Annotated in this window: 18 protein-coding genes; 12 read left to right on the forward strand and 6 right to left on the reverse strand. The window is 62.7% G+C overall.

The features are described 5' to 3' along the window. Nucleotides 1-224 precede the first annotated feature (224 nt). Complete coding sequence (locus P5W99_RS31375) at nucleotides 225-1,376, reverse strand: acyl-CoA dehydrogenase family protein (RefSeq protein WP_434666148.1); 1,152 nt, start codon at nucleotides 1,374-1,376, stop codon at nucleotides 225-227. Between the two features lie 251 nt (nucleotides 1,377-1,627). On the opposite strand from P5W99_RS31375, the gene P5W99_RS31380 reads away from it, so the two are divergent. From P5W99_RS31380 to P5W99_RS31400, 5 genes are all read left to right on the forward strand, one after another. Beyond that, complete coding sequence (locus tag P5W99_RS31380; RefSeq protein ID WP_434666151.1) at nucleotides 1,628-2,503, forward strand: MaoC/PaaZ C-terminal domain-containing protein; 876 nt, start codon at nucleotides 1,628-1,630, stop codon at nucleotides 2,501-2,503. Nucleotides 2,504-2,528: 25 nt separating this feature from the next. Further along, on the forward strand, nucleotides 2,529-3,278 hold the full coding sequence (gene fabG / locus P5W99_RS31385; protein WP_434666154.1) for a 3-oxoacyl-ACP reductase FabG: 750 nt from the start codon (nucleotides 2,529-2,531) through the stop codon (nucleotides 3,276-3,278). A gap of 100 nt (nucleotides 3,279-3,378) precedes the next feature. Further along, nucleotides 3,379-4,587: an acetyl-CoA C-acetyltransferase gene (locus P5W99_RS31390; RefSeq protein ID WP_434666156.1), complete on the forward strand. Its 1,209-nt coding sequence runs from the start codon at nucleotides 3,379-3,381 to the stop codon at nucleotides 4,585-4,587. 23 nt (nucleotides 4,588-4,610) lie between these two features. Next, nucleotides 4,611-6,563: an AMP-binding protein gene (locus P5W99_RS31395; protein ID WP_434666159.1), complete on the forward strand. Its 1,953-nt coding sequence runs from the start codon at nucleotides 4,611-4,613 to the stop codon at nucleotides 6,561-6,563. A 254-nt stretch (nucleotides 6,564-6,817) separates the two neighbouring features. Continuing rightward, complete coding sequence (locus P5W99_RS31400; RefSeq protein ID WP_434666162.1) at nucleotides 6,818-7,999, forward strand: CaiB/BaiF CoA transferase family protein; 1,182 nt, start codon at nucleotides 6,818-6,820, stop codon at nucleotides 7,997-7,999. Here the strand turns inward: P5W99_RS31400 and P5W99_RS31405 are convergent. Beyond that, nucleotides 7,996-8,925 carry a LysR substrate-binding domain-containing protein gene (locus P5W99_RS31405; protein WP_434666165.1) on the reverse strand — a complete coding sequence of 310 codons (930 nt, stop codon included), beginning with the start codon at nucleotides 8,923-8,925 and terminating at the stop codon, nucleotides 7,996-7,998. The genes P5W99_RS31400 and P5W99_RS31405 overlap by 4 nt on opposite strands. A gap of 111 nt (nucleotides 8,926-9,036) precedes the next feature. On the opposite strand from P5W99_RS31405, the gene P5W99_RS31410 reads away from it, so the two are divergent. The 6 genes from P5W99_RS31410 (at nucleotide 9,037) to P5W99_RS31435 (ending at nucleotide 15,550) form a co-directional block, all read left to right on the forward strand. Next, nucleotides 9,037-10,209 carry an acyl-CoA dehydrogenase family protein gene (locus tag P5W99_RS31410; protein WP_434666168.1) on the forward strand — a complete coding sequence of 391 codons (1,173 nt, stop codon included), beginning with the start codon at nucleotides 9,037-9,039 and terminating at the stop codon, nucleotides 10,207-10,209. A gap of 22 nt (nucleotides 10,210-10,231) precedes the next feature. Continuing rightward, complete coding sequence (locus tag P5W99_RS31415; RefSeq protein WP_434666170.1) at nucleotides 10,232-10,981, forward strand: electron transfer flavoprotein subunit beta/FixA family protein; 750 nt, start codon at nucleotides 10,232-10,234, stop codon at nucleotides 10,979-10,981. Between the two features lie 13 nt (nucleotides 10,982-10,994). Then, complete coding sequence (locus P5W99_RS31420) at nucleotides 10,995-11,927, forward strand: electron transfer flavoprotein subunit alpha/FixB family protein (RefSeq protein WP_434666173.1); 933 nt, start codon at nucleotides 10,995-10,997, stop codon at nucleotides 11,925-11,927. 42 nt (nucleotides 11,928-11,969) lie between these two features. Beyond that, a complete protein-coding gene (locus tag P5W99_RS31425; RefSeq protein ID WP_434666176.1) occupies nucleotides 11,970-12,824 on the forward strand; it encodes an FAS1-like dehydratase domain-containing protein in 855 nt (284 codons plus the stop codon). A gap of 120 nt (nucleotides 12,825-12,944) precedes the next feature. Further along, nucleotides 12,945-13,799, forward strand: coding sequence for an HpcH/HpaI aldolase/citrate lyase family protein (locus tag P5W99_RS31430; RefSeq protein WP_434666178.1), 855 nt, complete (start codon nucleotides 12,945-12,947; stop codon nucleotides 13,797-13,799). 56 nt (nucleotides 13,800-13,855) lie between these two features. After that, nucleotides 13,856-15,550, forward strand: a complete 1,695-nt coding sequence (locus tag P5W99_RS31435; protein WP_434666181.1) for an electron transfer flavoprotein-ubiquinone oxidoreductase — start codon at nucleotides 13,856-13,858, stop codon at nucleotides 15,548-15,550. Between the two features lie 175 nt (nucleotides 15,551-15,725). Here the strand turns inward: P5W99_RS31435 and P5W99_RS31440 are convergent, their stop codons facing one another. From P5W99_RS31440 to P5W99_RS31455, 4 genes are all read right to left on the reverse strand, one after another. Continuing rightward, nucleotides 15,726-16,796 carry a zinc-dependent alcohol dehydrogenase family protein gene (locus P5W99_RS31440; RefSeq protein ID WP_434666184.1) on the reverse strand — a complete coding sequence of 357 codons (1,071 nt, stop codon included), beginning with the start codon at nucleotides 16,794-16,796 and terminating at the stop codon, nucleotides 15,726-15,728. Nucleotides 16,797-16,851: 55 nt separating this feature from the next. Next, entirely contained in the window at nucleotides 16,852-18,321 is a 1,470-nt protein-coding gene (locus tag P5W99_RS31445) for an aldehyde dehydrogenase family protein (RefSeq protein ID WP_434666187.1), read from the reverse strand. A 212-nt stretch (nucleotides 18,322-18,533) separates the two neighbouring features. Beyond that, nucleotides 18,534-19,424, reverse strand: coding sequence for an SMP-30/gluconolactonase/LRE family protein (locus P5W99_RS31450; RefSeq protein WP_434666190.1), 891 nt, complete (start codon nucleotides 19,422-19,424; stop codon nucleotides 18,534-18,536). Nucleotides 19,425-19,486: 62 nt separating this feature from the next. Further along, nucleotides 19,487-20,296, reverse strand: a complete 810-nt coding sequence (locus tag P5W99_RS31455; protein WP_434666193.1) for an enoyl-CoA hydratase/isomerase family protein — start codon at nucleotides 20,294-20,296, stop codon at nucleotides 19,487-19,489. A gap of 394 nt (nucleotides 20,297-20,690) precedes the next feature. On the opposite strand from P5W99_RS31455, the gene P5W99_RS31460 reads away from it, so the two are divergent. Continuing rightward, a complete protein-coding gene (locus P5W99_RS31460; RefSeq protein ID WP_434666196.1) occupies nucleotides 20,691-21,617 on the forward strand; it encodes a LysR family transcriptional regulator in 927 nt (308 codons plus the stop codon). Nucleotides 21,618-21,688 lie beyond the last annotated feature (71 nt).

Genomic DNA, 21,688 nt, shown 5'->3' on the forward strand with positions numbered 1-21,688 from the left:
GTATTGCTTAATTTCAGTCAGGCATGAACGCGCGTGGCGCATTGCGAGGCGATTGCGGCAGTGTGCGAGTGACCGATCTTGCGCCGCAATGCCTGCCACGTGGACGTGGCAGGCTCACAGTACGAGGAGTTGCTTTCTAGCGCGCGCCTTTGAACCTGGTTGCCGGGAGACAGCGCTGTGAACAACTGCGTTTGCGGTGCTGGCAACCGGGACGACGCGGTTAGCTACTGGGCTTCGCGGATCATGTTGCGGGCAATGACGATCTGCTGGATTTGCGTCGTGCCTTCGTAGATGCGGAACAGTCGGACGTCGCGGTAGAAGCGCTCGATGCCGTACTCGGCCATGTAGCCGGCGCCGCCGAAAATCTGCACAGCACGGTCGGCGACGCGGCCGCACATCTCGGAAGCGAACAGCTTGGCACACGAAGCTTCGGTGCTCACGGGCAGCTTGTCGTCGCGGCGGCGCGCGGCGTCCAGCACCATGCTGCGCGCCGCGTAAATTTCCGCGCGGCTGTCGGCCAGCATGGCCTGCACGAGCTGGAAGTCGGCGATTGGTTGACCGAACTGCTTGCGCTCCATCGCATAGGTGAGCGCCATCGAGAGCATGCGTTCGGCCACCGCCACGCAGACCGCGGCGATATGGATGCGGCCCTTGTCGAGCACCTTCATCGCGGTCTTGAAGCCCTGACCTTCCTTGCCGCCGATGAGGTTGGCGGCGGGCACGCGCACGTTCTCGAAGATCACGTCACAGGTATGGGCGCCTTTCTGGCCCATTTTCCGGTCACGCTTGCCGAAACTGAGGCCGGGCGTGCCGGCATCGACGATGAAGGCGGAGATGCCGCTCGCGCCTTTGTCCTCAGGATTGGTGCGCGCCATCAGTGTGAAGATGCCCGCATGCGGCGCGTTGGTGATGAAGCGCTTCGTGCCGTTGACCACATAGTCATCGCCGTCGCGGATAGCCGTGGTACGCAGCGAGGCCGCGTCGGAGCCGGACTCGGGCTCGGTCAGCGCGAAGGAGGCGATCAGCTCGCCCGTCGCGAGGCGCGGCAGGTATTTTTCCTGCTGCTCGGGTGTGCCGTCGAACAGAATGCCCTGCGAGCCGATGCCTACCGTTGTACCCAGCAGGGAGCGAAATACAGGCGAGGCGCGGCACAGTTCGAATACGGCCAGCACCTCCTCCTCCATAGTCAGCTCGAGGCCACCGAAGCGCTCGGGAATCGTGAGGCCGAACAAGCCCATGGCCTTCATGTCGGCCACAATGTCTTCGGGGATCTCGTCGGTTTCGGCGACCAGTTCCTCGTTCGGTATCAGACGCTCGCGCACAAAGCGCGAGATGGAGTCGAGCAAGCCGTTGAGCGTTTCCTGATCGCGAATCATGTCAGCGTGTCAATCAATCAATGAAGGTGTCCCATGGTGCGATAGCCACAGGCGCCACGCAATGGATCGGTCAAGAACGTTCCGGAGAATGAAAACCGGTGAATTACCCGGCACTATGTATTTGCGCATCAAGATTGGAACAGTGTCGAATTTCCTCGTGCCAAGGTACGGAACAAACAACGCCCGTCGGTTGACTGTGCGCAGTACCGGCTTCATCGTCTGGACTGGTTACTACAGTCGTCAAGCCCGCCATGCCCATCAATCCCGCTCAACTGTTGGCACGTCAGTTTCCTGTCATCGAACAGGTGTTTTCGAATCGCGATACGCAGCTCTATGCCCTTGGCGTGGGAGTCGGAGCTGACCCGCTCGATGCCGGCCAATTGCGCTATGTCTACGAAGGCAGGGACGGTCAATTGCTGCGTGCTATGCCGACCATGGCGAATGTGCTTGCCTACCCCGGCTTCTGGGCGCGTGAGGCAGATACGGGTATCACCTGGCAAAAACTCTTGCATGCCGAGCAGGAAATTCATATCCATTCACCGCTGCCCGCGAGCGGCCGAGTTAAGGGCGCGACCCGCATCACCGGCCTCTGGGATAAAGGCGAGGGAAGAGGCGCTTTTCTGCAGCAGACGCGCGAAATTACGGATGCTGAAACGGGCCAGTTGCTGGCCACCGTGGTGCAACTGAGTCTGTTGCGCGGCGACGGTGGCTTTGGCAATGGCGGCAGCGCCGGCGCGCCGCCCGCGCCGCATGTCATACCCGATAGTAAGCCCGACTACGTGTGTGACCTGGCCACACCTGAGCAATTGGCTCTCATCTACCGGTTGAGCGGCGACCTGAACCCTCTGCACGCCGACCCTGCCGTGGCGACTGCGGCTGGCTTTGCACGTCCGATACTACATGGCATGGCTCTGATGGGCGTGGCCGCTCACGCTGTGCTCCGTAAGGTCTTGGCCTACGACGACACGCACTTCACGGGCATGCGCGTGCGCTTCACGGCGCCGGCATGGCCAGGTGACACGCTGCGCACCGAGATGTGGGTACGCGGCAGCACAGTCTCGCTGCGCGTCACAGCTGTGGAGCGTGATGTGCTGGTTTTAAGCAACGCGCGGGTCGATCTGACCTGAATGGAAAATTAATCAGGAGAGTAAATTGGATCTGGGTTTAATCGGCAAGGTTGCCATTGTCACCGGTTCGGCGCGTGGTCTCGGCGCCGCTACGGCGCGCCGCCTCGCACAAGAGGGCGCGAAGGTCGTCATCACCGACATCAATGCTGAACTGGCCCGGGCGACCGTCAGGGCCCTGCAGGATGAAGGGCTAGCCGCTTACTGCGTGGTGGGCGACATCACGAAGGCCGCCGATGTGCAGCGCCTTGTCGATGAAACCATTGCGCATTTCGGCGGCGTGCACATACTGGTGAACAACGCCGGCGCGCCGCGCGACAAGTACCTCGTGAAGATGAGCGAAGAGGATTGGGACTTCGTCATCACGGTGATGCTCAAAGGCGCGTTTCTGGCGGCCAAGGCCGTGATGCCGCACTTCATCGATCAAGGTTGGGGTCGCCTCATCAACATCAGTTCGCGAGCCTACCTGGGCAATCCTACCCAGGCCAATTATTCGGCCGCGAAGGCGGGCTTGATCGGGATGGCCAAGGCGCTGTCCATGGAAGAGGGACGCTACGGGATCACCGCGAACTGCGTGGCGCCCGGATTCATGGAAACCGAAATGGTCCAGGCGCTCCCGACCTACGAAACCATCAAGGAGCGTGCTGTGGCAGCCCAGCCGATCAAGCGAGTGGGGCGCCCCGAGGACATTGCCGATGCCGTAGCTTTCCTCGCGAGCGAGCGCGCGGGTTTCATCAGCGGCGAAGTGCTGCACGTGACCGGCGGACGATATGGCTGATCGCCGCTGATTCCTCGGCGGCAGTATCGACGACAACGGCCGGCGCGCGACAGGCTCGCGTTGGCGACGAATTAATCCAGCAATTGCAGAGGCATTTCAAATGAAACGAGCAGCTATCGTCTCCCCGCTGCGCACCCCGGTGGGCGCATACGGAGGCGTTCTGAAAGGGGTTCCGGTCGAGGAACTGGGCGCTACGGTGGCGCGCGCCGTTGTAGAGCGCACCGGCCTCGACCCGGCACGTATCGACGACGTGGTGTTTGCCCAGAGCTACGCGAGCGGCGAGACGCCATGCACGGGGCGCTGGGTTGCGTTGCAAGCGGGCTTTCCGATCGAAGTCGCGGGCATGCAGCTCGACCGGCGCTGCGGCGGCGGGGTACAGGCGCTCGCGACGGCTGCCATGATGGTGCAGACGGGCGCAGCAGACGTGGTGATGGCAGGCGGCGTGGAAAGCATGAGCAACGTCGAGTACTACACCACTGACATGCGCTGGGGCAAGCGTGCGGGCAGCGTCAAGATGCACGACCGTCTGGAGCGTGGTCGCGAACGTTCGCAACCCGAAGCGCGCTTTGGCCGCATCAGCGGAATGATCGAAACTGCCGAAACGCTGGCACGCGAGTACGGCATTTCGCGTGAGGCGTCTGACCGCTTCGCTGCGCGTAGCCACCAGCGCGCTGCTGCGGCGCAGGCGGCGGGCCATCTGGACGCGGAAATCGTTTCGGTATCCGTTCCGCAGCGCAAGGGAGATGCGCTGCTCGTCAACAAGGATGAGGGCGTGCGGGGCGACACAACCGCCGAGAGTCTGTCAAAGCTCAAACCCATCATGAAGGACGGCGTGGTCACGGCAGGCAACGCTTGCCAGCAAAACGACGCCGCCGCTGCCTGCTTGATCGTTGCCGAGGACAAGCTCGAAGAGCTGGGTCTCACCCCGATGGGTTGGCTGGTTGGCTGGGCTGCGGCAGGCTGCGATCCCGCTCGCATGGGGATTGGGCCCGTGCCTGCAGTGCAGAAGCTGCTTGCGCGCACGGGCCTGAAGTTCGACCAGATGGACCTGATTGAACTCAACGAAGCCTTTGCCTGCCAGGCGCTCGCCTGCGTCGCGGGTTGGGGCAGTTCCATGGAAGCATTGGAGGACCGTCTCAACGTCAACGGTTCGGGCATCTCGCTTGGCCACCCGGTCGGTGCCACGGGCGTTCGCATCATGAGCACGCTGCTGCACGAGATGCAGCGCCGCAAGGCGCGCTACGGGCTGGAGACGATGTGCATCGGCGGCGGTCAGGGCATTGCCATGATCTTCGAGCGCACCGCATAGAATTAAACGACGGGAGACAGATCATGAGCAATCCTGAATCCGGCAATGTGTGGCAACCGGGCTTGCGCGAGTTGCAGAACGCCGGCATCGTGAAGTTGATGCGCGCGCTGGACGTGCCCTCGTATGAAGAACTGATGCGCGTGTCGATAGCTGAGCCTGAGCGCTACTGGAATACGGTGATGCGCGAATGCGCCATCGCCTGGGATGAGCCGCCCACGGGCTATGCGGACCTGTCGCGCGGGCCGCAGTTTCCCTGCTGGTTCCCTGGCGGCAGGCTCAACTGGGTCAACACTATCTACGCCTGGGCCCAAAATCCTGCCACCGCGCACCAAAAGGCCGTGGTTGCCGAGCGAGAGGACGGCAGCGTAAGCACGCTGACCTATGCCGAATTGGAAGCCCGCGTGCGCGATTTCGCGGCGGGTCTTGCGCAGCGGGGCCTGAAGCAGGGCGACCGCATCGGCCTGCTGATGGAAAACGGCATCGAAGCGACCATTTCCCTGCTGGCGGTCGTCCATCTGGGCGCGCTGGTCGTGCCGCTCTTTAGCGGCTTCGGCGTGGATGCCATCGTGGCCCGCCTTTCTGCCGCCGAGGCGCGGATGGTCATCGCTTCCACGGGCTTTTCGCGCCGCACGAAGCGCGTCGACGTAGAGGGTGCGCTGCGCGACGCATGGCGACAGTTGCCGCTGCTCGAACACGTGATCTGGAAGCGCGCTGAGGGGGAGGCCACCCAGGATGCACGCGATCTCGACTGGCAGGAGACCGCAACCGTGGCACGCGGACATGGCACGGCGGCCGTGTCCGTCACGCCCGACACGCCCTTCATGGTGATCTATACGTCTGGCACCACGGGCAAGCCCAAGGGGGTCGTGCATTCGCACGGCAGTTTCCCGGTCAAGATCGCGCACGATTCGCTGATCCACTTCGACGTGCACCCCGGCGACGTGTACTGCTGGCCGGCCGACATGGGCTGGATCGCGGGCACATTGGTGCTGGGCTGCGCGCTGCTGCGCGGCGCAACGCTGGTCTGTTACGACGGCGCGCCCGATTATCCGGACTGGTCGCGCATGTCCCGGGTCGTGGAGCGCCACAAGGTCACCCATTTCGGCTCGGCGCCCACCCTTATCCGCGGCATGGCGAGCCACGAGGCACTGGCGCTCGCGGGCGACCGTTCCACCGTCCGCCTGCTCATCACGGCGGGCGAGGGTATCGCGCCCGAGCACTTCAATTGGTTTCTGCGGCGCTTCGGCGACGGCACGGCGCCCGTGATCAACTACACGGGCGGCACCGAGGCCTCGGGCGCGTTGCTGGCCAGCGTGCCGATTCGCCCGATCCCTCCCAGCGGTTTCAATACCATCTCGCCAGGTGTGGCTGCCGACGTGGTCGATCCCTCGGGCAACAGCCTGACCGGCGAGGTCGGCGAACTGGCGATCCGCGCTCCCTTCGTGGGCATGACACAGTCATTCTGGCGCGACGACGAGCGCTACCTGGAAACCTACTGGCAGACCATTCCCGGCATCTGGGTGCATGGCGACCTGGCGTTGCGCACTCCCGAGGGTAACTTCTTCATGATGGGGCGCTCCGACGACACACTCAAGGTCGCGGGCAAACGCCTCGGGCCGGCCGAGGTCGAGGAAGTCGTACTGGAGCTGGCCGACGTGGCTGAGGCGGCCGCCATCGGTGTGGCCGATCCCGACAAGGGGCAGAAGCTCGTGGTCTTCGTTGTGCCCAAGCCCGACTCGACGACGGCAGTCTCTGATCTGGAGGCTGCTGTGTCCGGTCATGTGGACAAGCGGCTGGGCCGGCCATTCAGGCCCGGCCGCGTGCATGTGGTGGAGCAGTTGCCCAAGACGCGCAGTTCCAAGATTATGCGCCGCGTAATCCGTAGCGTGTACTGCGGTTTGCCGCCTGGCGATTTGTCGTCGCTGGACAATCCCGCTGCGCTCGAGGAAGTGCGCGCCGTTGCGCCTGCTGCCTGACTGCTCAGACCATGATCGCCACCTGCTAGCTCGCAGGGGCATCCCGCGCCACCAGACAGGCATGCGGCGTGGCTAATCGGTTCCGCGCGCCCCTGGCCGGGCTCGAATGTTGGCAGGCTACTGGTGCTGCGCGCTGGAACTGATTTCGGCTTTTCGGGCAGAGGAGCGCTGGCGATGGCTCATGAGCTGCAATCGGAATTCAACGTGATCGGTCAATGCCCCGGCGTCAGGGCCGATTTTCATGCGAGACAAAAATGAAAGTGCTTCAAGGTATCAGGGTCCTCGATTTCGGACGCTTCATCGCCGGGCCGTTCTGCTCGGCGCTGCTGGCGGACTATGGCGCCGAGGTGATCCGCATAGACCGCGTGGGCGGCGGAGAGGACCGTTTCATCGTACCCGTCACGGAACACGGGGAGGGCGCGCTGTTTCTGCAGGTCAACCGCAACAAGCGTTCGATGACGCTGGACCTGGACAGCCCGGAAGGTCGCGATATCGTGCGCAAGCTCGTTGTCGACGCCGACGTGGTGATTGCCAACATGCCGCCGCGCACACTCAAGAGCCTGGGGCTCGACTACGAGAGCCTGTGCAGCATCAAGCCCGACATCATTCTCGTGGCCTCGAACGCTTTCGGCAGCAGTGAGGCTGTGCGCGACCGCGTGGGATTCGACGGGGTCGGCCAGGCGCTGAGCGGCGCCGTGCACATCGCGGGCACGCCGGATCAGCCGCAAAAGAGCATGGTGCCGGTGGTGGACTTCGCCACGGCCTTTTCCTGTGCCTTCGGCACCATGCTGGCGCTCTATGAGCGCCAGCGCAGCGGCAAGGGGCAGGAAGTCAGCGCATCGCTGCTGTGCACGGGACTGAATATGGCCAGCGGTGCGCTGATTGAGGAGGCGCTGTTGGGCCTCGATCGCGCGGCCATACTCAACCGCGCGTCCAGCTATGCCCCCTCCGATATTTTCAAGGCCAGAGACGGCTGGTTCATCACCCAGGTCATTGGGCGCCCCATGTTCAAGCGCTGGACGCAACTTATGGGCCGCACCGAATTGTTCGACGATCCGCGCTTTGCCGATGACAAGTTGCGCGGCGAGAACGGCGAGTTTTTGAGCGGCGTAATGTCGGCGTGGTGCAAGAACCTTTCACAGGCCGAGGCGGTGGCGCAACTGGAGCAGGCTCGCATTCCGGCCGGTCCTGTGAACTCGCCGCGCCAGGTGCTGCAAGACGAGACCATCAAGGCCGCGAATCTGATTCACTGGATGGACTACCCTGGCGCGCCGAAGAAGGTGCCGATCTTCGCTACGCCAGTGTCGCTGTCGCGCACGCCGCCAGAGATCCATACGCGGCCGCCGCTCACGGGCGAGCACACCGATGAAATTCTGGCGGGCATTGGTCTCGATGCACAGGCCGTGGCCGATCTGCGGCTGCGGAATCTGATTTAACCGAGCCAGCGCGCATCGGGCCAGCGACCCTGTTCGAACGTGTTCTTGACGCATTCCATCAGTACACCGACCACACAGCGCACAGGCGCCGTGGCTTGGCGGCTGCTCGGTGCGGCCAGCACGATTGTGCGTTGCAGCCCGGGAGACGCCAGCGGTGCCGCGCTAAGAAGGCCCTGTTCGACCTCCTGTGTGACGCCGACGGCCGGGAGAATCGTCCAGCCATGGCCTTGTGCGACCAGTTCTTTCTGCACGCTCAGCGCGTTGGTTTCGGCAAAGACGCGCAACGTCACGCCGGCCTCGGCCGCGGCGTGTTCGATCATGGCGCGCAGACCCTGCGGCGCGGCGGGTAAGACGAACGGTTCGCGTGCGACGCGCGCGAGCGACAGCGCTCGTTTGTGCGACAAGCCAACGGAAGACGCGGCCACGGCCCACAGGCTTTCCTCGATCAGTGCCTTGACATGCAGCGTCGGCGTTTCCTTCTGGCCATAGAGCAGGGCGGCGTCCACGTCTCCGGCTTCGAGCCAGTTTTGCAGATGTCCCGCGTATCCGATGGTCAGGCACAGACGGATGTTCGGGTAGCGCCGGGCCACCTCGGCGGCCAGCAACGTTGCCAGCAGGTCCGACGTGCTCGCCAGCAGGCCGATGCTCACGATGCCCGAGACCGGCCCTTCGGAGGGCTGAATTTCGGCCTTGGCGCGCGCCACCTCGTTGAGGATGCGGTGTGCGTATTCAAGCATGGTCTTGCCCGAGGGTGTGAGCTGCATGCCGTGGCGGCTGCGGTCGAACAGTTCAGTGCCCATGTCCTCTTCGAGCAGGCGCAACTGCCGCGACACGGCGGGCTGCACGAGGTTCAGCAGGCTGGATGCACGCGTGACGTTGCCGGTCTCGGCAACGGTGACAAAGGCGCGGAGTTGTTTGAGATCCATCGCAGATACCTCGATACCGAAAACTGATGCTTCAATCAAATAATTCTATTTTTCGCTTAACTAATCAAATATTACTATGGATCAACGCAAGCAACTAACGAGACTTCTTTCATGAGCGCTTCCATTTTTTCTGCCCCCGACCAGTACCAGGAGATCCGCGACGCGGTGCGCGCGCTATGCAGCCAGTTTCCGGCCGACTATCACCGCCGGATCGACGAGAAGCGCGGCTACCCCGAGGAGTTCGTCAGCGCGCTCACCAAAGCCGGCTGGCTTGCCGCGCTGATTCCACAGGACTACGGCGGTCCGGGGCTGTCCATGGCGGAGGCCTCCGTCATCATGGAGGAGATCAATCGATCGGGCGGTAACTCAGGCGCCTGCCATGGGCAGATGTATGTGATGAACACCATCGTATTCAGTGGTACTGAGCAACAGAAGCAGCACTATCTGCCTCGCATCGCCGCAGGTGAACTGCGCGTGCAATCCATGGGCGTGACCGAGCCCACCACGGGCAGCGACACCACCAAGCTAAAGACCACGGCGGTGAAGAAGGACGGCCGCTGGGTCATCAACGGCCAGAAGGTGTGGATCTCGCGCGTGCAGCACAGCGACCTGCTGATCCTGCTCGCGCGCACCACGCCGATCGACCAGGTGCAGAAGAAGAGCGATGGCCTTTCGTGTTTCATCGTCGAGTTGGACAAGGCCATCGGCAACGGCCTCACAGTGCAGCCCATTCTCAACATGGTGAACCACGAGACCAACGAGTTGTTCTTCGACAACCTGGAGTTGCCCGAAGATGCGCTGCTGGGCGCTGAGGGTAAGGGCCTGAAAGTGATCTTCGACGGCCTGAATGCGGAGCGCACACTGATCGCCGCCGAGTGCATCGGCGACGGCTACTGGTTCCTCGAAAAGGCGCGCGACTATGCGAGCGAGCGCAAAGTGTTCGGCCGCCCCATCGGGCAAAACCAGGGCATCCAGTTCCCGCTGGCCGAAAGCTTCATCGAACTCGAAGCGGCCAACCTGATGCGCTGGCGCGCCTGCGAGAAGATCGACGCGCGTCAGAGCGCAGGTGTGGAGGCCAACATGGCCAAGTATCTTGCCGCCAAGGCGAGCTGGGAGGCCGCCAATGCCTGCCTGCAAACACATGGCGGCTTTGGCTTCGCCTGCGAATACGACGTGGAGCGCAAGTTCCGTGAAACGCGTCTGTATCAGGTCGCACCCATCTCCACCAACATGATCCTGGGACATGTGGCCGAACACGTGCTGCAGCTCCCGCGTTCCTATTAATATTCGAAAGGAATCCTTAGAAATGAAGATTATCGTACCCGTCAAGCGCGTGGTGGACTACAACGTCAAGGTCCGCGTCAAGGGCGATGGCTCCGGCGTGGACATCGGCAACGTCAAGATGAGCATGAACCCCTTCGACGAAATCGCCGTCGAGGAAGCCGTGCGCCTGAAGGAAAAGGGCGTGGCCACCGAAATCATCGCTATTTCGGCCGGTGTGGCGCAGTGCCAGGAGACCCTGCGCACGGCCTTGGCCATCGGTGCGGACCGTGGCATTCTGGTCGAAACCGACGCCGAACTGCAACCGCTTGCAGTCGCCAAAATTCTGAAGGCTCTCGTGGACAAGGAGCAGCCCGGTCTCGTCATCCTCGGTAAGCAGGCCATTGACGACGACGCCAACCAGACTGGCCAGATGCTTGCGGCGCTGGCCGACTTGCCGCAGGCGACCTTTGCCTCGAAGGTCGAAGTGGACGGCGACCGCGTCAACGTGACCCGCGAAGTGGATGGCGGCCTCGAAACCTTGTCGCTTTCCACGCCCGCCGTCGTGACCACGGACCTGCGACTGAACGAGCCGCGCTATGTAACGCTGCCCAACATCATGAAGGCGAAGAAGAAGCCGCTGGACACCGTGAAGCCCGCGGACCTTGGCGTCGACGTGGCGCCGCGCCTGAAGACGCTCAAGGTGACCGAGCCCGCAGGGCGCAAGGCAGGCATCAAGGTGGCCGATGTGGCCACTTTGATCGACAAACTCAGGAACGAAGCCAAAGTAATTTAAGGAACCGATGGAAATGACCGCACTCGTTATTGCAGAACACGACAACGCTTCCGTCAAGAGCGCTACGTTGAACACGATTACCGCAGCCGCAGCCTGTGGCGGCGACGTCCATGTGCTGGTGGCCGGGGAGGGCGCCGCAGCCGCTGCCCAGGCGGCCGCGCAGATCGCCGGCGTGGCGAAGGTCGTCCATGCCGATGGCGCATCGCTCAAAGATGGTCTGGCCGAAAACGTCGCCGCGCAAGTACTGGCCATCGCGGGCAATTACAGCCATATCCTGTTTCCAGCCACCGCCGGCGGCAAGAACGTTGCGCCGCGTGTGGCGGCGAAACTGGATGTCGCCCAGATCAGCGACGTTACCCGGGTGGTGAGCAGCGACACTTTCGAGCGCCCCATCTACGCGGGCAACGCGATCGCCACCGTGCAGTCCGATGAGGGCGTCAAAGTCATCACCGTGCGCACGACGGGCTTCGACGCGGCGCCGGAAACCGGCGGCAGCGCTTCGATCGAAACCGTGGCGGCAGTGACCGATTCCGGCAAGACCCGCTTCGTGAGCCGTGAAGTGACGAAGAGCGACCGCCCTGAACTGACGGCGGCCAAAATCATCGTCTCTGGCGGCCGCGCGCTTGGCAGTGAAGACAAGTTCCAGGAAGTCATCACGCCGCTGGCGGACAAGCTCGGTGCAGCGATTGGAGCATCGCGCGCGGCCGTGGACGCGGGCTACGCACCGAACGACTTGCAGGTGGGGCAGACCGGCAAGATCGTCGCTCCGCAGCTGTACATTGCCTGCGGCATCTCGGGCGCGATCCAGCATCTGGCGGGCATGAAGGATTCGAAGGTGATCGTGGCGATCAACAAGGATGCCGAGGCACCTATCTTTAGCATCGCCGACTATGGCCTCGAAGCTGACCTGTTCACGGCCGTGCCCGAACTCGTCAAGGCGCTGTAACGCCCGAAGCGGACGTCATTCTGATTCTTCTGGTGGAGCGCGATGCAAACGAGTCTTGAAAGCCCCGATTCCTTCGAGGCCTGGGTGGGCCGCAACTCGGAAAGCGCGGATTGCGTCACCGAGGCGCCCGTGCGCCTCATGCAGGCCACGCTGGACGCCGTCGAGGCGGGGGTGTTGCCGTCCGGACTGCCGCCGCTATGGCATTGGCTGTACTTTCTGCCAGGCGAGCGCCAGTCCGGCATCGGCCCGGACGGCCATCCGAAGCGCGGCAGCTTTCTGCCGCCGATCGCGCTGCCACGGCGCATGTGGGCCGGAGGACGGCTGCAGTTTTTGCGCCCGCTGAGCGTGGGTGAGCCGATACAGCGCGTATCCACGATCAAGCGCGTTCAGAGCAAGTCAGGGCGCAGCGGCGAACTGGTGTTCGTGACCGTGCTGCATGAAATCAGCAGCGTGAGCGGCATTGCCATTCGCGAGGAGCAGGACATCGTCTACCGTGACGCGCCGGCGCCCGGCGCTGCTTCGCCTCAGCCTGTCACGGCACCCACGGACGAGCAATTCGGCCGCACCGTGACGCCCGACCCCGTGCTGCTGATGCGCTATTCGGCGCTGACCTTCAATGGCCACCGTATCCACTACGACCGGCCCTATGCCATGCAGGAAGAGGGCTACCCGGGCCTTGTGGTGCACGGCCCGCTGCTCGCCACGTTGCTGATGGAAACGTTGCGGGCCGCGCATCCGGAAAAGACTGTCCGAAGTTTCGAATTCAAGGCTGTCAGCCCCTTGTTCGACATCGCGCCGTTTTCGGTCAACGGCAAGCTCGAAGGCGGAACCGCACGATTGTGGGCGCGCGGTTCCGAGGGCCAACTGGCGATGCAGGCCAGCGCGGAAGTTGAATAGCATCGAGCGATTAACACGAAAGCCGAGACAACCATGTCAGAACCCAATCGCATTCTGCGCGAACTGGGGCGCTCAGAGGCCGACATCCAGAACCTGCATGCCGATGGAGTGATCTGAACCATGCCCTTAACTCTCAAGGCTCCCGTGAGCCATGCTCGCAGCCTGCTCTTCGTGCCCGCCACGAAGCCCGAACGCTTCGCAAAGGCGCTCGAATCGGGCGCAGATTGCATCGTCATCGATCTCGAGGACGCAGTGGCCGAAGGCAGCAAGGACAGCGCGCGCGAGCAGCTCGCGCAGCATCTGCCACAATTGACGCCCGTGCAGCTGGCGAGAACTGCGATTCGCATGAATGCCGTGGGCACGCCCTGGCACGAAGCCGATATCGCGTTGCTGCGCGACTGGGTCGGGCAGGGCGTGGCGGTGATGTGCCCCAAGTCCGAAGATGCCGGCGCGCTGTGGACCGTGGCGCAAAAGCTCGGCGAGTCCGCGCGCATCGTCGCGTTGATCGAATCGCTGGCGGGCCTCGACGCGGCCGACGCGCTGGCGCGCGAGCCGCAGGTTGTGCGTCTCGCCTTCGGTCACCTGGATTTCCAGCTCGACCTTGGCATGCGTGCGACGGCCGAGGAGCCCGAATTGGCCTTCGCGCGCAATGCGCTCGTGGCTGCTTCGCGCCGCGCGAGGCTGCCTGCGCCCATCGACGGCGTGACCACCGATACCGGCAATGCGCAACGGCTCGCCGCCGATGCCCGGCGTGCGCGCGCCTTCGGCTTTGGCGGCAAGCTGTGTATCCACCCGGCCCAGGTGGCAGGTGTGAACGAGGCCCTGGGCCATACAGGGGCCGAGCAGGCCTGGGCGCGTCGTGTACTTGAAGAAGCCGCGAAACATGGCGGCGAAGCATTCAGCCTGGACGGCCGCATGGTCGACCTGCCCGTCATCCGCGCAGCCGAGGCGATAGTCGCCGGCACTCAAACATAATCGCTACCGGCGCCGGATCCAGAGGCGCCGGGGTGAGTCTCACTCAAGAAAACACGATGAATAGCAAAGACCTTCTAGCCCAGTATGGCCCTCGCGATTCCATGGAGTACGACGTGGCGATCGTGGGCGGCGGCCCTGGCGGCATGGCCACGGCCATCCGGATCAAGCAACTGGCGGCGGAAAATGGCCAGGACGTTTCGGTAGTGGTGCTCGAAAAAGGCTCCGAGCCCGGCGCGCACATCCTTTCAGGCGCAATCATGGATCCCAGGGCGCTGAGCGAACTCTTTCCCGACTGGCAGCAGCACGGCGCGCCGCTGAACCAGCCCGTCACCGAAGATGCTTACGTGTTCCTCGGCGAGCAATCGTCCTGGCGCGTGCCAAACCTGTTTCTACCGCCGTTTGCGCACAACGAGGGTAACTACATCATCAGCCTGGGCACCCTGACTAAATGGCTGGCTGAACAGGCCGAATCGCTCGGCGTGGAGATCTTTCCTGGTTTTGCCGCGGCTGAGTTGCTCTACAACGAAGATGGCTCGGTCAAGGGCGTGGCCACGGGCAATGTGGGCGTCGACAAGGAGGGCGAGCCCACCGGAAACTTCCAGTTGGGCATGGAGCTGCACGCCAAATACACCATCTTTGCCGAAGGTGCGCGCGGTCACTTGGGCAAACAGCTTATAGCTCGCTACGGGCTTGACGCGGGGCGCGATCCGCAAAGCTTCGGCATCGGCATCAAGGAGTTATGGGAGATCGATCCCGCGCGCCACAGGCCCGGTTTCGTTATGCACACGGCCGGCTGGCCAATGGATAGCAAAACCTATGGCGGTGCCTTCCTCTATCACCTGGATGGGAACAAGATTGCCGTCGGCTTCGTCACAGGCCTGAGCTATACCAATCCTTATCTAAGCCCCTTCGAGGAATTCCAGCGCTGGAAGACGCATCCCAGCATTCGCCGCTACTTCGAGAACGACAAAGGCGAGATTACGGCGCGCCGCCTTTCTTATGGCGCGCGCGCCATCAACGCAAGCGGCATCAGCGCCCTGCCGAAGTTCGTCTTTCCGGGCGGCGCACTGGTGGGCTGCGATGCGGGATTTCTGAACGTAAGCCGTATCAAGGGCAGCCATGCCGCCATCAAGACCGGCATGCTCGCGGGCGAAGCGGCTTACGCTGCCGTGGCGGCAGGCCGCCAGCACGACGAACTCACGGCGTACCCCGAGGCCTTCGAAGAGAGCTGGCTGTACACGGAACTGAAGAAGGACCGTAACTTCAAGAACTGGTTCAGGTATGGCCTGACCGTGGGCACACTGATGAACGGTTTCGAGCAGCTCGTGATGCGCGGCCGCATGCCCTGGACGTTGCACCGCCGCAAGCCCGATTACGCTTACCTCAAGCCGGCCAGCGAGTGCGAACCCATCGTCTACCCCAAGCCGGACGGCAAGCTGACGTTCGACCGCCTTTCCAGCGTATTCGTCAGCAATACGAACCATGACGAGAACCAGCCCGCGCACCTGACGCTCAAGGATGCGAGCGTGCCGGTGAACGTCAATCTGGCCCGGTATGCGGGGCCGGAGGCTCGTTACTGCCCGGCGGGTGTCTACGAGTTCCTCGACGACGAGGCAGGAGGCGGCAAGAGGCTGCAGATCAATGCGCAGAACTGCGTGCACTGCAAGACCTGTGATATCAAGGACCCGTCGCAGAATATCGTCTGGGTAACGCCCGAGGGTGGGGGCGGGCCCAACTACTCAGGCATGTGAGGGTTCTGAGATCAGTCGGTTCGTAGCAGCGCGCAGGGGCGTCGAGGTGCTCGTACTCCAGTTCCGGAACAAGGCGAGCATCCGCCAGTTCGAGACGAGGGGCGTTGACCGGGACGAAGGCTCGACCCCTTGCCTGGTGGTCACGACAGCCTTCTTGTCAGTTCCAGGCTGGAAATTAGAACAAGAACACGCCTTTGCCTCCGGCCTGGCCGTCGAACAACCGATAGGCCTCTTCGGCCTGTTCAAGTTTCCAGCGGTCGGTGAACAGCTTGTCCACGTCCACGCCATGGTCGGCCACGAAGCGGATGCAGTCTTTCATGCTCACTTCCGAAAAGGTATATGAGCCGATGATGCTGCGCTGTTTGACGATCACGTCCTTCATGCCGTCAACATTCAGGCTGCCCCCCACCGCCACTAGCGCGATGCGTCCCCAGGGGGCGGTGCAGCGAACGGCCTGTTGCTTCGGTATGTCGCCACCTGCGCAATCCATTGCGCAGGTGGCCCCCAGGCCACCGGTGAGCTTGAGAATCTCTTCGATGGGGTCTTGCCGGCTGCCGTCGATCACATGCGCCGCACCGAACTCCTTCGCGCGCGCAACGCGGTCGGCCGCAATGTCGACACCGATGACCTCTACGCCCATTGCCGCAGCCAGTTGGACTGCCGAGACCCCGACTGGACCGAGACCGAACACGGCAAGCGTGTCGCGTGCGCTGATGTCGAGGCGCAGGAGCGCGCCCCACGCCGTACCCGTGCCGCAGGAGATGGCCGCTCCGGTGGAGAACGACACTTCATCGGGCATGTGGACCAGCGACGAGACCGGCACCTTCATGTAATTGGCATGGCCGCCGTGCTTGATCAAGCCGTGGATGTCCGCGCCATGGCTACACATCTGCGTCCACCCGGTTCGGCAGTGGTCGCAGTGCTGACAGCCCTCGTAGTGAAACACCGCCACGCGGTCGCCGACCTTGAAGGCTCGCGGATCGACGGCTGACCCGAGGGCGATGATCTGGCCGCAGGGTTCGTGGCCGCCGATGATGGGCGTGTCCTCGGAGATGCCACGCGATGCCAGGTCCTTGAAGCCCATCGACTTGATCACGTCGGCGGGCTTGTTACGGTAGAAGTGCAGATCGCTGCCGCACATGCCCGAGGCCTTCATCTCGATGATGGCGTCGCCCGGGCCGGGTTGGGGATCGTCGAAATCCAGAATCTCCAGCTTTTTGTCGCCTCTGAAAACTACACCTTTCATATGCGTCTCCCTCGATTAAATTGGGAAATAGAACCGGCGGTGGCCGGGCGCCGCGTCAGTCAAGATTGATATATGTCGCCTTGGGGTAGAGGAAGCTCTCGACGTGCTCCTTGCCGCCCTTCCAGCCATATCCGCTCAACTTCGTGCCACCAAAGCCCACGGCGGGATCGATCACCCCATAGCAGTTGACCCAGACCGTGCCCGAACGGATTCCCTGCGAGACTGTGTGCGCGGTGGTGAGGTTGCGCGTCCAGACGCCGCCGGCCAGGCCGTAGGGCGTATCGTTGGCCAGTTGCAGTGCCTCCTCGACCGTGTCGAACGGAATCACAGAGGCCACGGGGCCGAAGATTTCCTCCTGGGCAATCGCCATGTCGTTGCGCACATTGGCGAACACGGTGGGCTCGACGAAGAAGCCCCTCGCCAGATCGCCGCAGAGGCGCTGGCCACCATGCACGATATCGGCCTCCTTGCCGCCGATATCGATGTAGTGCATGACGCGTTCGAGCTGGCGCTGGTTGATTAGCGGTCCGATCTGGACGCCGGGCTCACGGCCGTCGCCGATCTTGATGGTCTTCGCGAACGCGGCCATGCGCTGCACGAACTCATCCTGGACGGCGCGCTGCACCAGAATGCGCGTGCCGGCCACGCATACCTGACCCGTGTTTGCGAACACGCCCATCGATGCACCGGGCACGGCCTTGTCGAGGTCGGCATCGGCGAACACGATGTCGGGCGACTTGCCGCCAAGCTCCAGTTGCAGGCGCTTCAGGTTGCCCGCGGACGCACGCACGATGGCTTGCGCCGTGGCAACCGAGCCCGTGAAAGCCACGCGGTCCACCCCCTTGTGCTCGGCCAGCGCCTGCCCCACCTCCTTGCCGTAGCCGGTGACGACGTTGATCACGCCTTCGGGGACGCCGGCCTCCATCATCAGCTCGGACACACGGAGCGACGACAGCGACGCATCCTCGGCCGGCTTGAGGATGGCTGTACACCCTGTCGCCAAAGCGGGGCCGTAGATCCACCAAAGGCCCATCAGCGGGCCATTCCAGGGAATGATGCCGCCGACTACGCCCACTGGCATCAGGTGTTTGAGGGCTGTGAAGTTTGGCACGATGGACATCGGGCTGGTCGCCACCGAACCGGCGCCCACCTGCGAGGCGTAGAACTGCAGGAGCTGCGAGAGCCATTCCTTGTAGCCGCGAGTGCGCGCGAGCGGCGCGCCCATATCAAGTGTTTCGATCAGCGCGAGTTCGTCGAAGTTGTCGAGGATGACGTCGTGCACGCGCAGCAGCAACTTGCGCCGCTCGTGCGCCGTGAAGCGGCTCCACGGCCCCTCGAAGGCGCGGCGCGCGGCCGCCACGGCGCGGTCGACATCCCGCGCGTCGCCCTGGGCGATGTGGCACAGCAGTTCGCCCGTGGCGGGGTTGATGGCGTCGATGCGCTGGCCAGAGCCGGGTTCGACCCATTTCCCGCCGATCAGCAGTTTCTTTGTGCCTCGCACGAACGCTGGCGTAGTGATGTGCACAGTACGTCTCCTTTGTGTTTTGTTGTGGGATGCGGTGCTTACATACTGACTATGATCGACTTGGTTAGTGTGTCGCCTTGATAGATGCTTGGCCGAATTCACGGCCCCAGCCCGATTGCTCGTAGCCCTTGGGACACGGCCGGCCAGGACTCTCCAGCGCACGGCGTTGGAGGAAGCGGTAATGGGGACTCCACGTGAACGGACACGGGAACTCAGGCGACGGCGACGTCAACCCGGGTCGACAGCACCGCGCTCTGTGGGTTGGCGCGACGCACGTCCGGATTAAAATCGGCGGGTGTGACGCACAGAAAGAGCGTGCGACCGTCTGCCCCGCCCAGGGCGCATGCGTAGCAGTTGCGGTCCTCTGTCTGAACTTCTTCGAGAATGTTGCCGCCAGGCGCCACGCGCAGCGCGCGTGCCTTCGCGAAGTCGGCAACCCAGATGGCGCCCTCGGCGTCTGCCTGCGAGATGCCATCCGCGGCAACCACGATTTCGGCCATGGACTGAATGACGTCTGCGTTCTGCGGCACAGGGCCGAAGATTGCCCAGTCCCGTCGAGCCGATAGCGAACCATCAGACCGGATGTCGAATGCGGAGAGACGATTGCCGAATGATTCCGCCACCACTAGCGTGCGGCCCCCCACAACAGTCGAACCGTTGGGAAAGTGCAGTGGATCGCTGACGATCGTGACTGATCCGTCGGGATCGACTCGCACCAGCCTGGCGGGACGGCGAGGTGCCAGCTTCATGATGTCGAAGCCGAAGTTGCCCACCCACGCGCGACCCTGAGTGTCCACGACCATGTCGTTGGGATCGGACTCCAAGTGTGGAAACAGATCTGCGTGGGTCACCACGGAACCGTCGTGCTCGCGACGTAACAATCTGCGGTCGTGCACGGACACGGCTAGCAGGCGTCCGTCTGGCAACCAGCCAATGCCGGACGGGCACCGGGGGACCTCCATCTCCGTGCGCAGATCGGTGCCATCTTCGCGCATTGAGTAGACCCGTTCGGAGTACAGATCACTGAACCAGAAACGCTCCTCGTGCCAGCGTGCGCCTTCGGTATGCGTCATACCGTCGAGGAGCAGGGTGAGTTGTCGCATATCTAACCATCGCTAGTTGGTTTGGGTGCCGTAAACCGTGACGCAAGCTAACCGGTCGCGCGCTACTGCGGCAGACGGGCCGACGGAAAATCCGGCTGTCGCTTGCTGCGCAGTGCCGCGAGACCTTCTTTGACGTCCGGGCCGAGGAAACACAGCATTTCCATGGCGAGGGAGTTGTCGAAAATTGGCCCGACCATACGCATCCAGTTGTTGAGCGACTTCTTGGTCGCGCGGATCGCGGTCTGGCTACCGCGCGCCAGGTTGGCGGCGATGGCCAGCGATCTGGAGAGCACTTCAGTGCGTGGCGCGCAAAAGGTGACGAGGCCGATGCGTTCGGCTTCCTTGCCGTCGACGAAATCAGCCGTCATCAGATAGTATTTGGCCTTGCCCATGCCGCACAGCAGCGGCCATATGATGGCGGCGTGGTCACCTGCGGAGACGCCAAGGCGCGCATGGCCGTCAGTGAGTTTTGCGTCCACCGCCATCACGCTTACATCTGCGAGTAGGGCCACCACCAGACCAGCACCCACGGCCGTCCCGTTTATCGCGGAGATGATGGGCTTTTCGCAGGCCAGCATGTTGTAGACAATGTCGGATGCCTCCTTCATCACGCGCAAGGTCGCCTCCTGGCTGTTCGACATTTCCTCCACTACGGACAGGTCGCCGCCTGCTGAGAAGGCACGGTCGCCTGCCCCCGTGACCACGATGACCTTCACTGTCGGGTCGTTGCTCGCCACTTCCCAGACCTTGCTTAGTTCCCAGTGCATGCGGTTGTTCGTGGCATTCATGACCTCCGGACGATTGAGCGTGACGAGCAGAACGCCGTCCGGTTGGCGATCGAACAGAATGAATTGAAAGTCTTCGTATCGCATGCTTTATCCATGGTTTATCAAACGGCGGTCTTTCACATTGGGCCTGCCAACGTGGAATGCCACAATATTTTCGATGCTTATGTTCCGTACTTTGATTAATCCACAAATAAGATAGACATAACCGAGGGCGCTTTGCGAACGAAGCACCCTGTCACTACGGTTCGTTCACTCGGCACGCGTTGAATCGCAGAATTACCTGCGCGCAAGTAAAGAGCTGTCTCCTACGTTCAACGTGGACATCGAATCTGCATTTTGATAGGCTCATTCGCATTCAAATCTGAAATAAGATTTTCAACTTTGAACGTTCAGGCGCTCCGGACGAGTGGCTAGGGAACTAGAGTTCCGCAATACGCGCGCATAACGGCGCATTAAGCATACAAATCACATCTTTGAAATGGACACGTTGACCTGCATGCGGATTTTCGTGCGCGTCGCAGAGGAAGGCAGCTTCACTGCTGCCGCGAGGCGCCTCGATGTGGCCACTGCGGTCGTATCGCGAGCAGTGTCGAGTCTGGAGGCACACCTCGAGGCTCGCCTGATTAACCGTAGTACGCGCAGCCTTGCACTTACGGATGCTGGGCAGCGTTATTTGCAGCGTTGTGGGCAGATTCTGGCGTATATCGACCAGGCGGAAGCAGAAGCAGCGAACGCGCAGGCGCTGCCGGCGGGCCGGCTACGAATCCATGCGACGACTGGCTTCGGACAAGCCTACCTCGCTCCCGCCGTAATGCAATATCAGACGCACCACCCCACAGTGTCGGTTGAGTTGACGTTGTCTCAACACGTGCCGGATCTGCTGGACGAAGGCTACGATGTCACGATTCAACTGAGCGCTACGGAGCTGCCTGATTCCGGGCTCGTTTCGCACGCGTTAGGTGCTGTGCATAGCGTCCTCTGTGCATCACCCGAGTACCTGCGGGAGCGCGGTGTGCCGCACACTGTTTCAGAACTGGCGGACCATACCTGTTTGCAGTTCTTTACGCCGGTGTTTCCGCGCGACAAATGGCGTTTGGACGGGCCGCAGGGAGTTGAAACGTTCGAACTGCCTCCCGCGGTGTTCGAGGTGAACGTTGCTGAGGCGCTCGCTGGTGCGCTGCGCGCAGGCAGGGGCATCGGTGTGCTTCCGATGTCGACCGCGGTCCCGGCGCTGCGCAACGGCTCGCTACTGCGGGTTCTGCCGGAATACCAACTCCAAGAGCTCACGGTGTACGCCATCTATGCGTCGCGGCAATATCTCGACGCCAAGATCAGGACCTTCGTCGATTTCCTCAAGGTTTGCATTCCACAGGCGCTTGCCGCCGACGAAGCGGCACTCACTTGACAAACGCCTGTTCAGCTTGAGAAGCCGCCCTCGCATCGATTTCCACTGCAATGGAAGCGGGGCAGAGGGCA

The sequence above is a fragment of the Paraburkholderia sp. A3BS-1L genome (genome assembly GCF_051125215.1).
Lineage (GTDB): Bacteria > Pseudomonadota > Gammaproteobacteria > Burkholderiales > Burkholderiaceae > Paraburkholderia.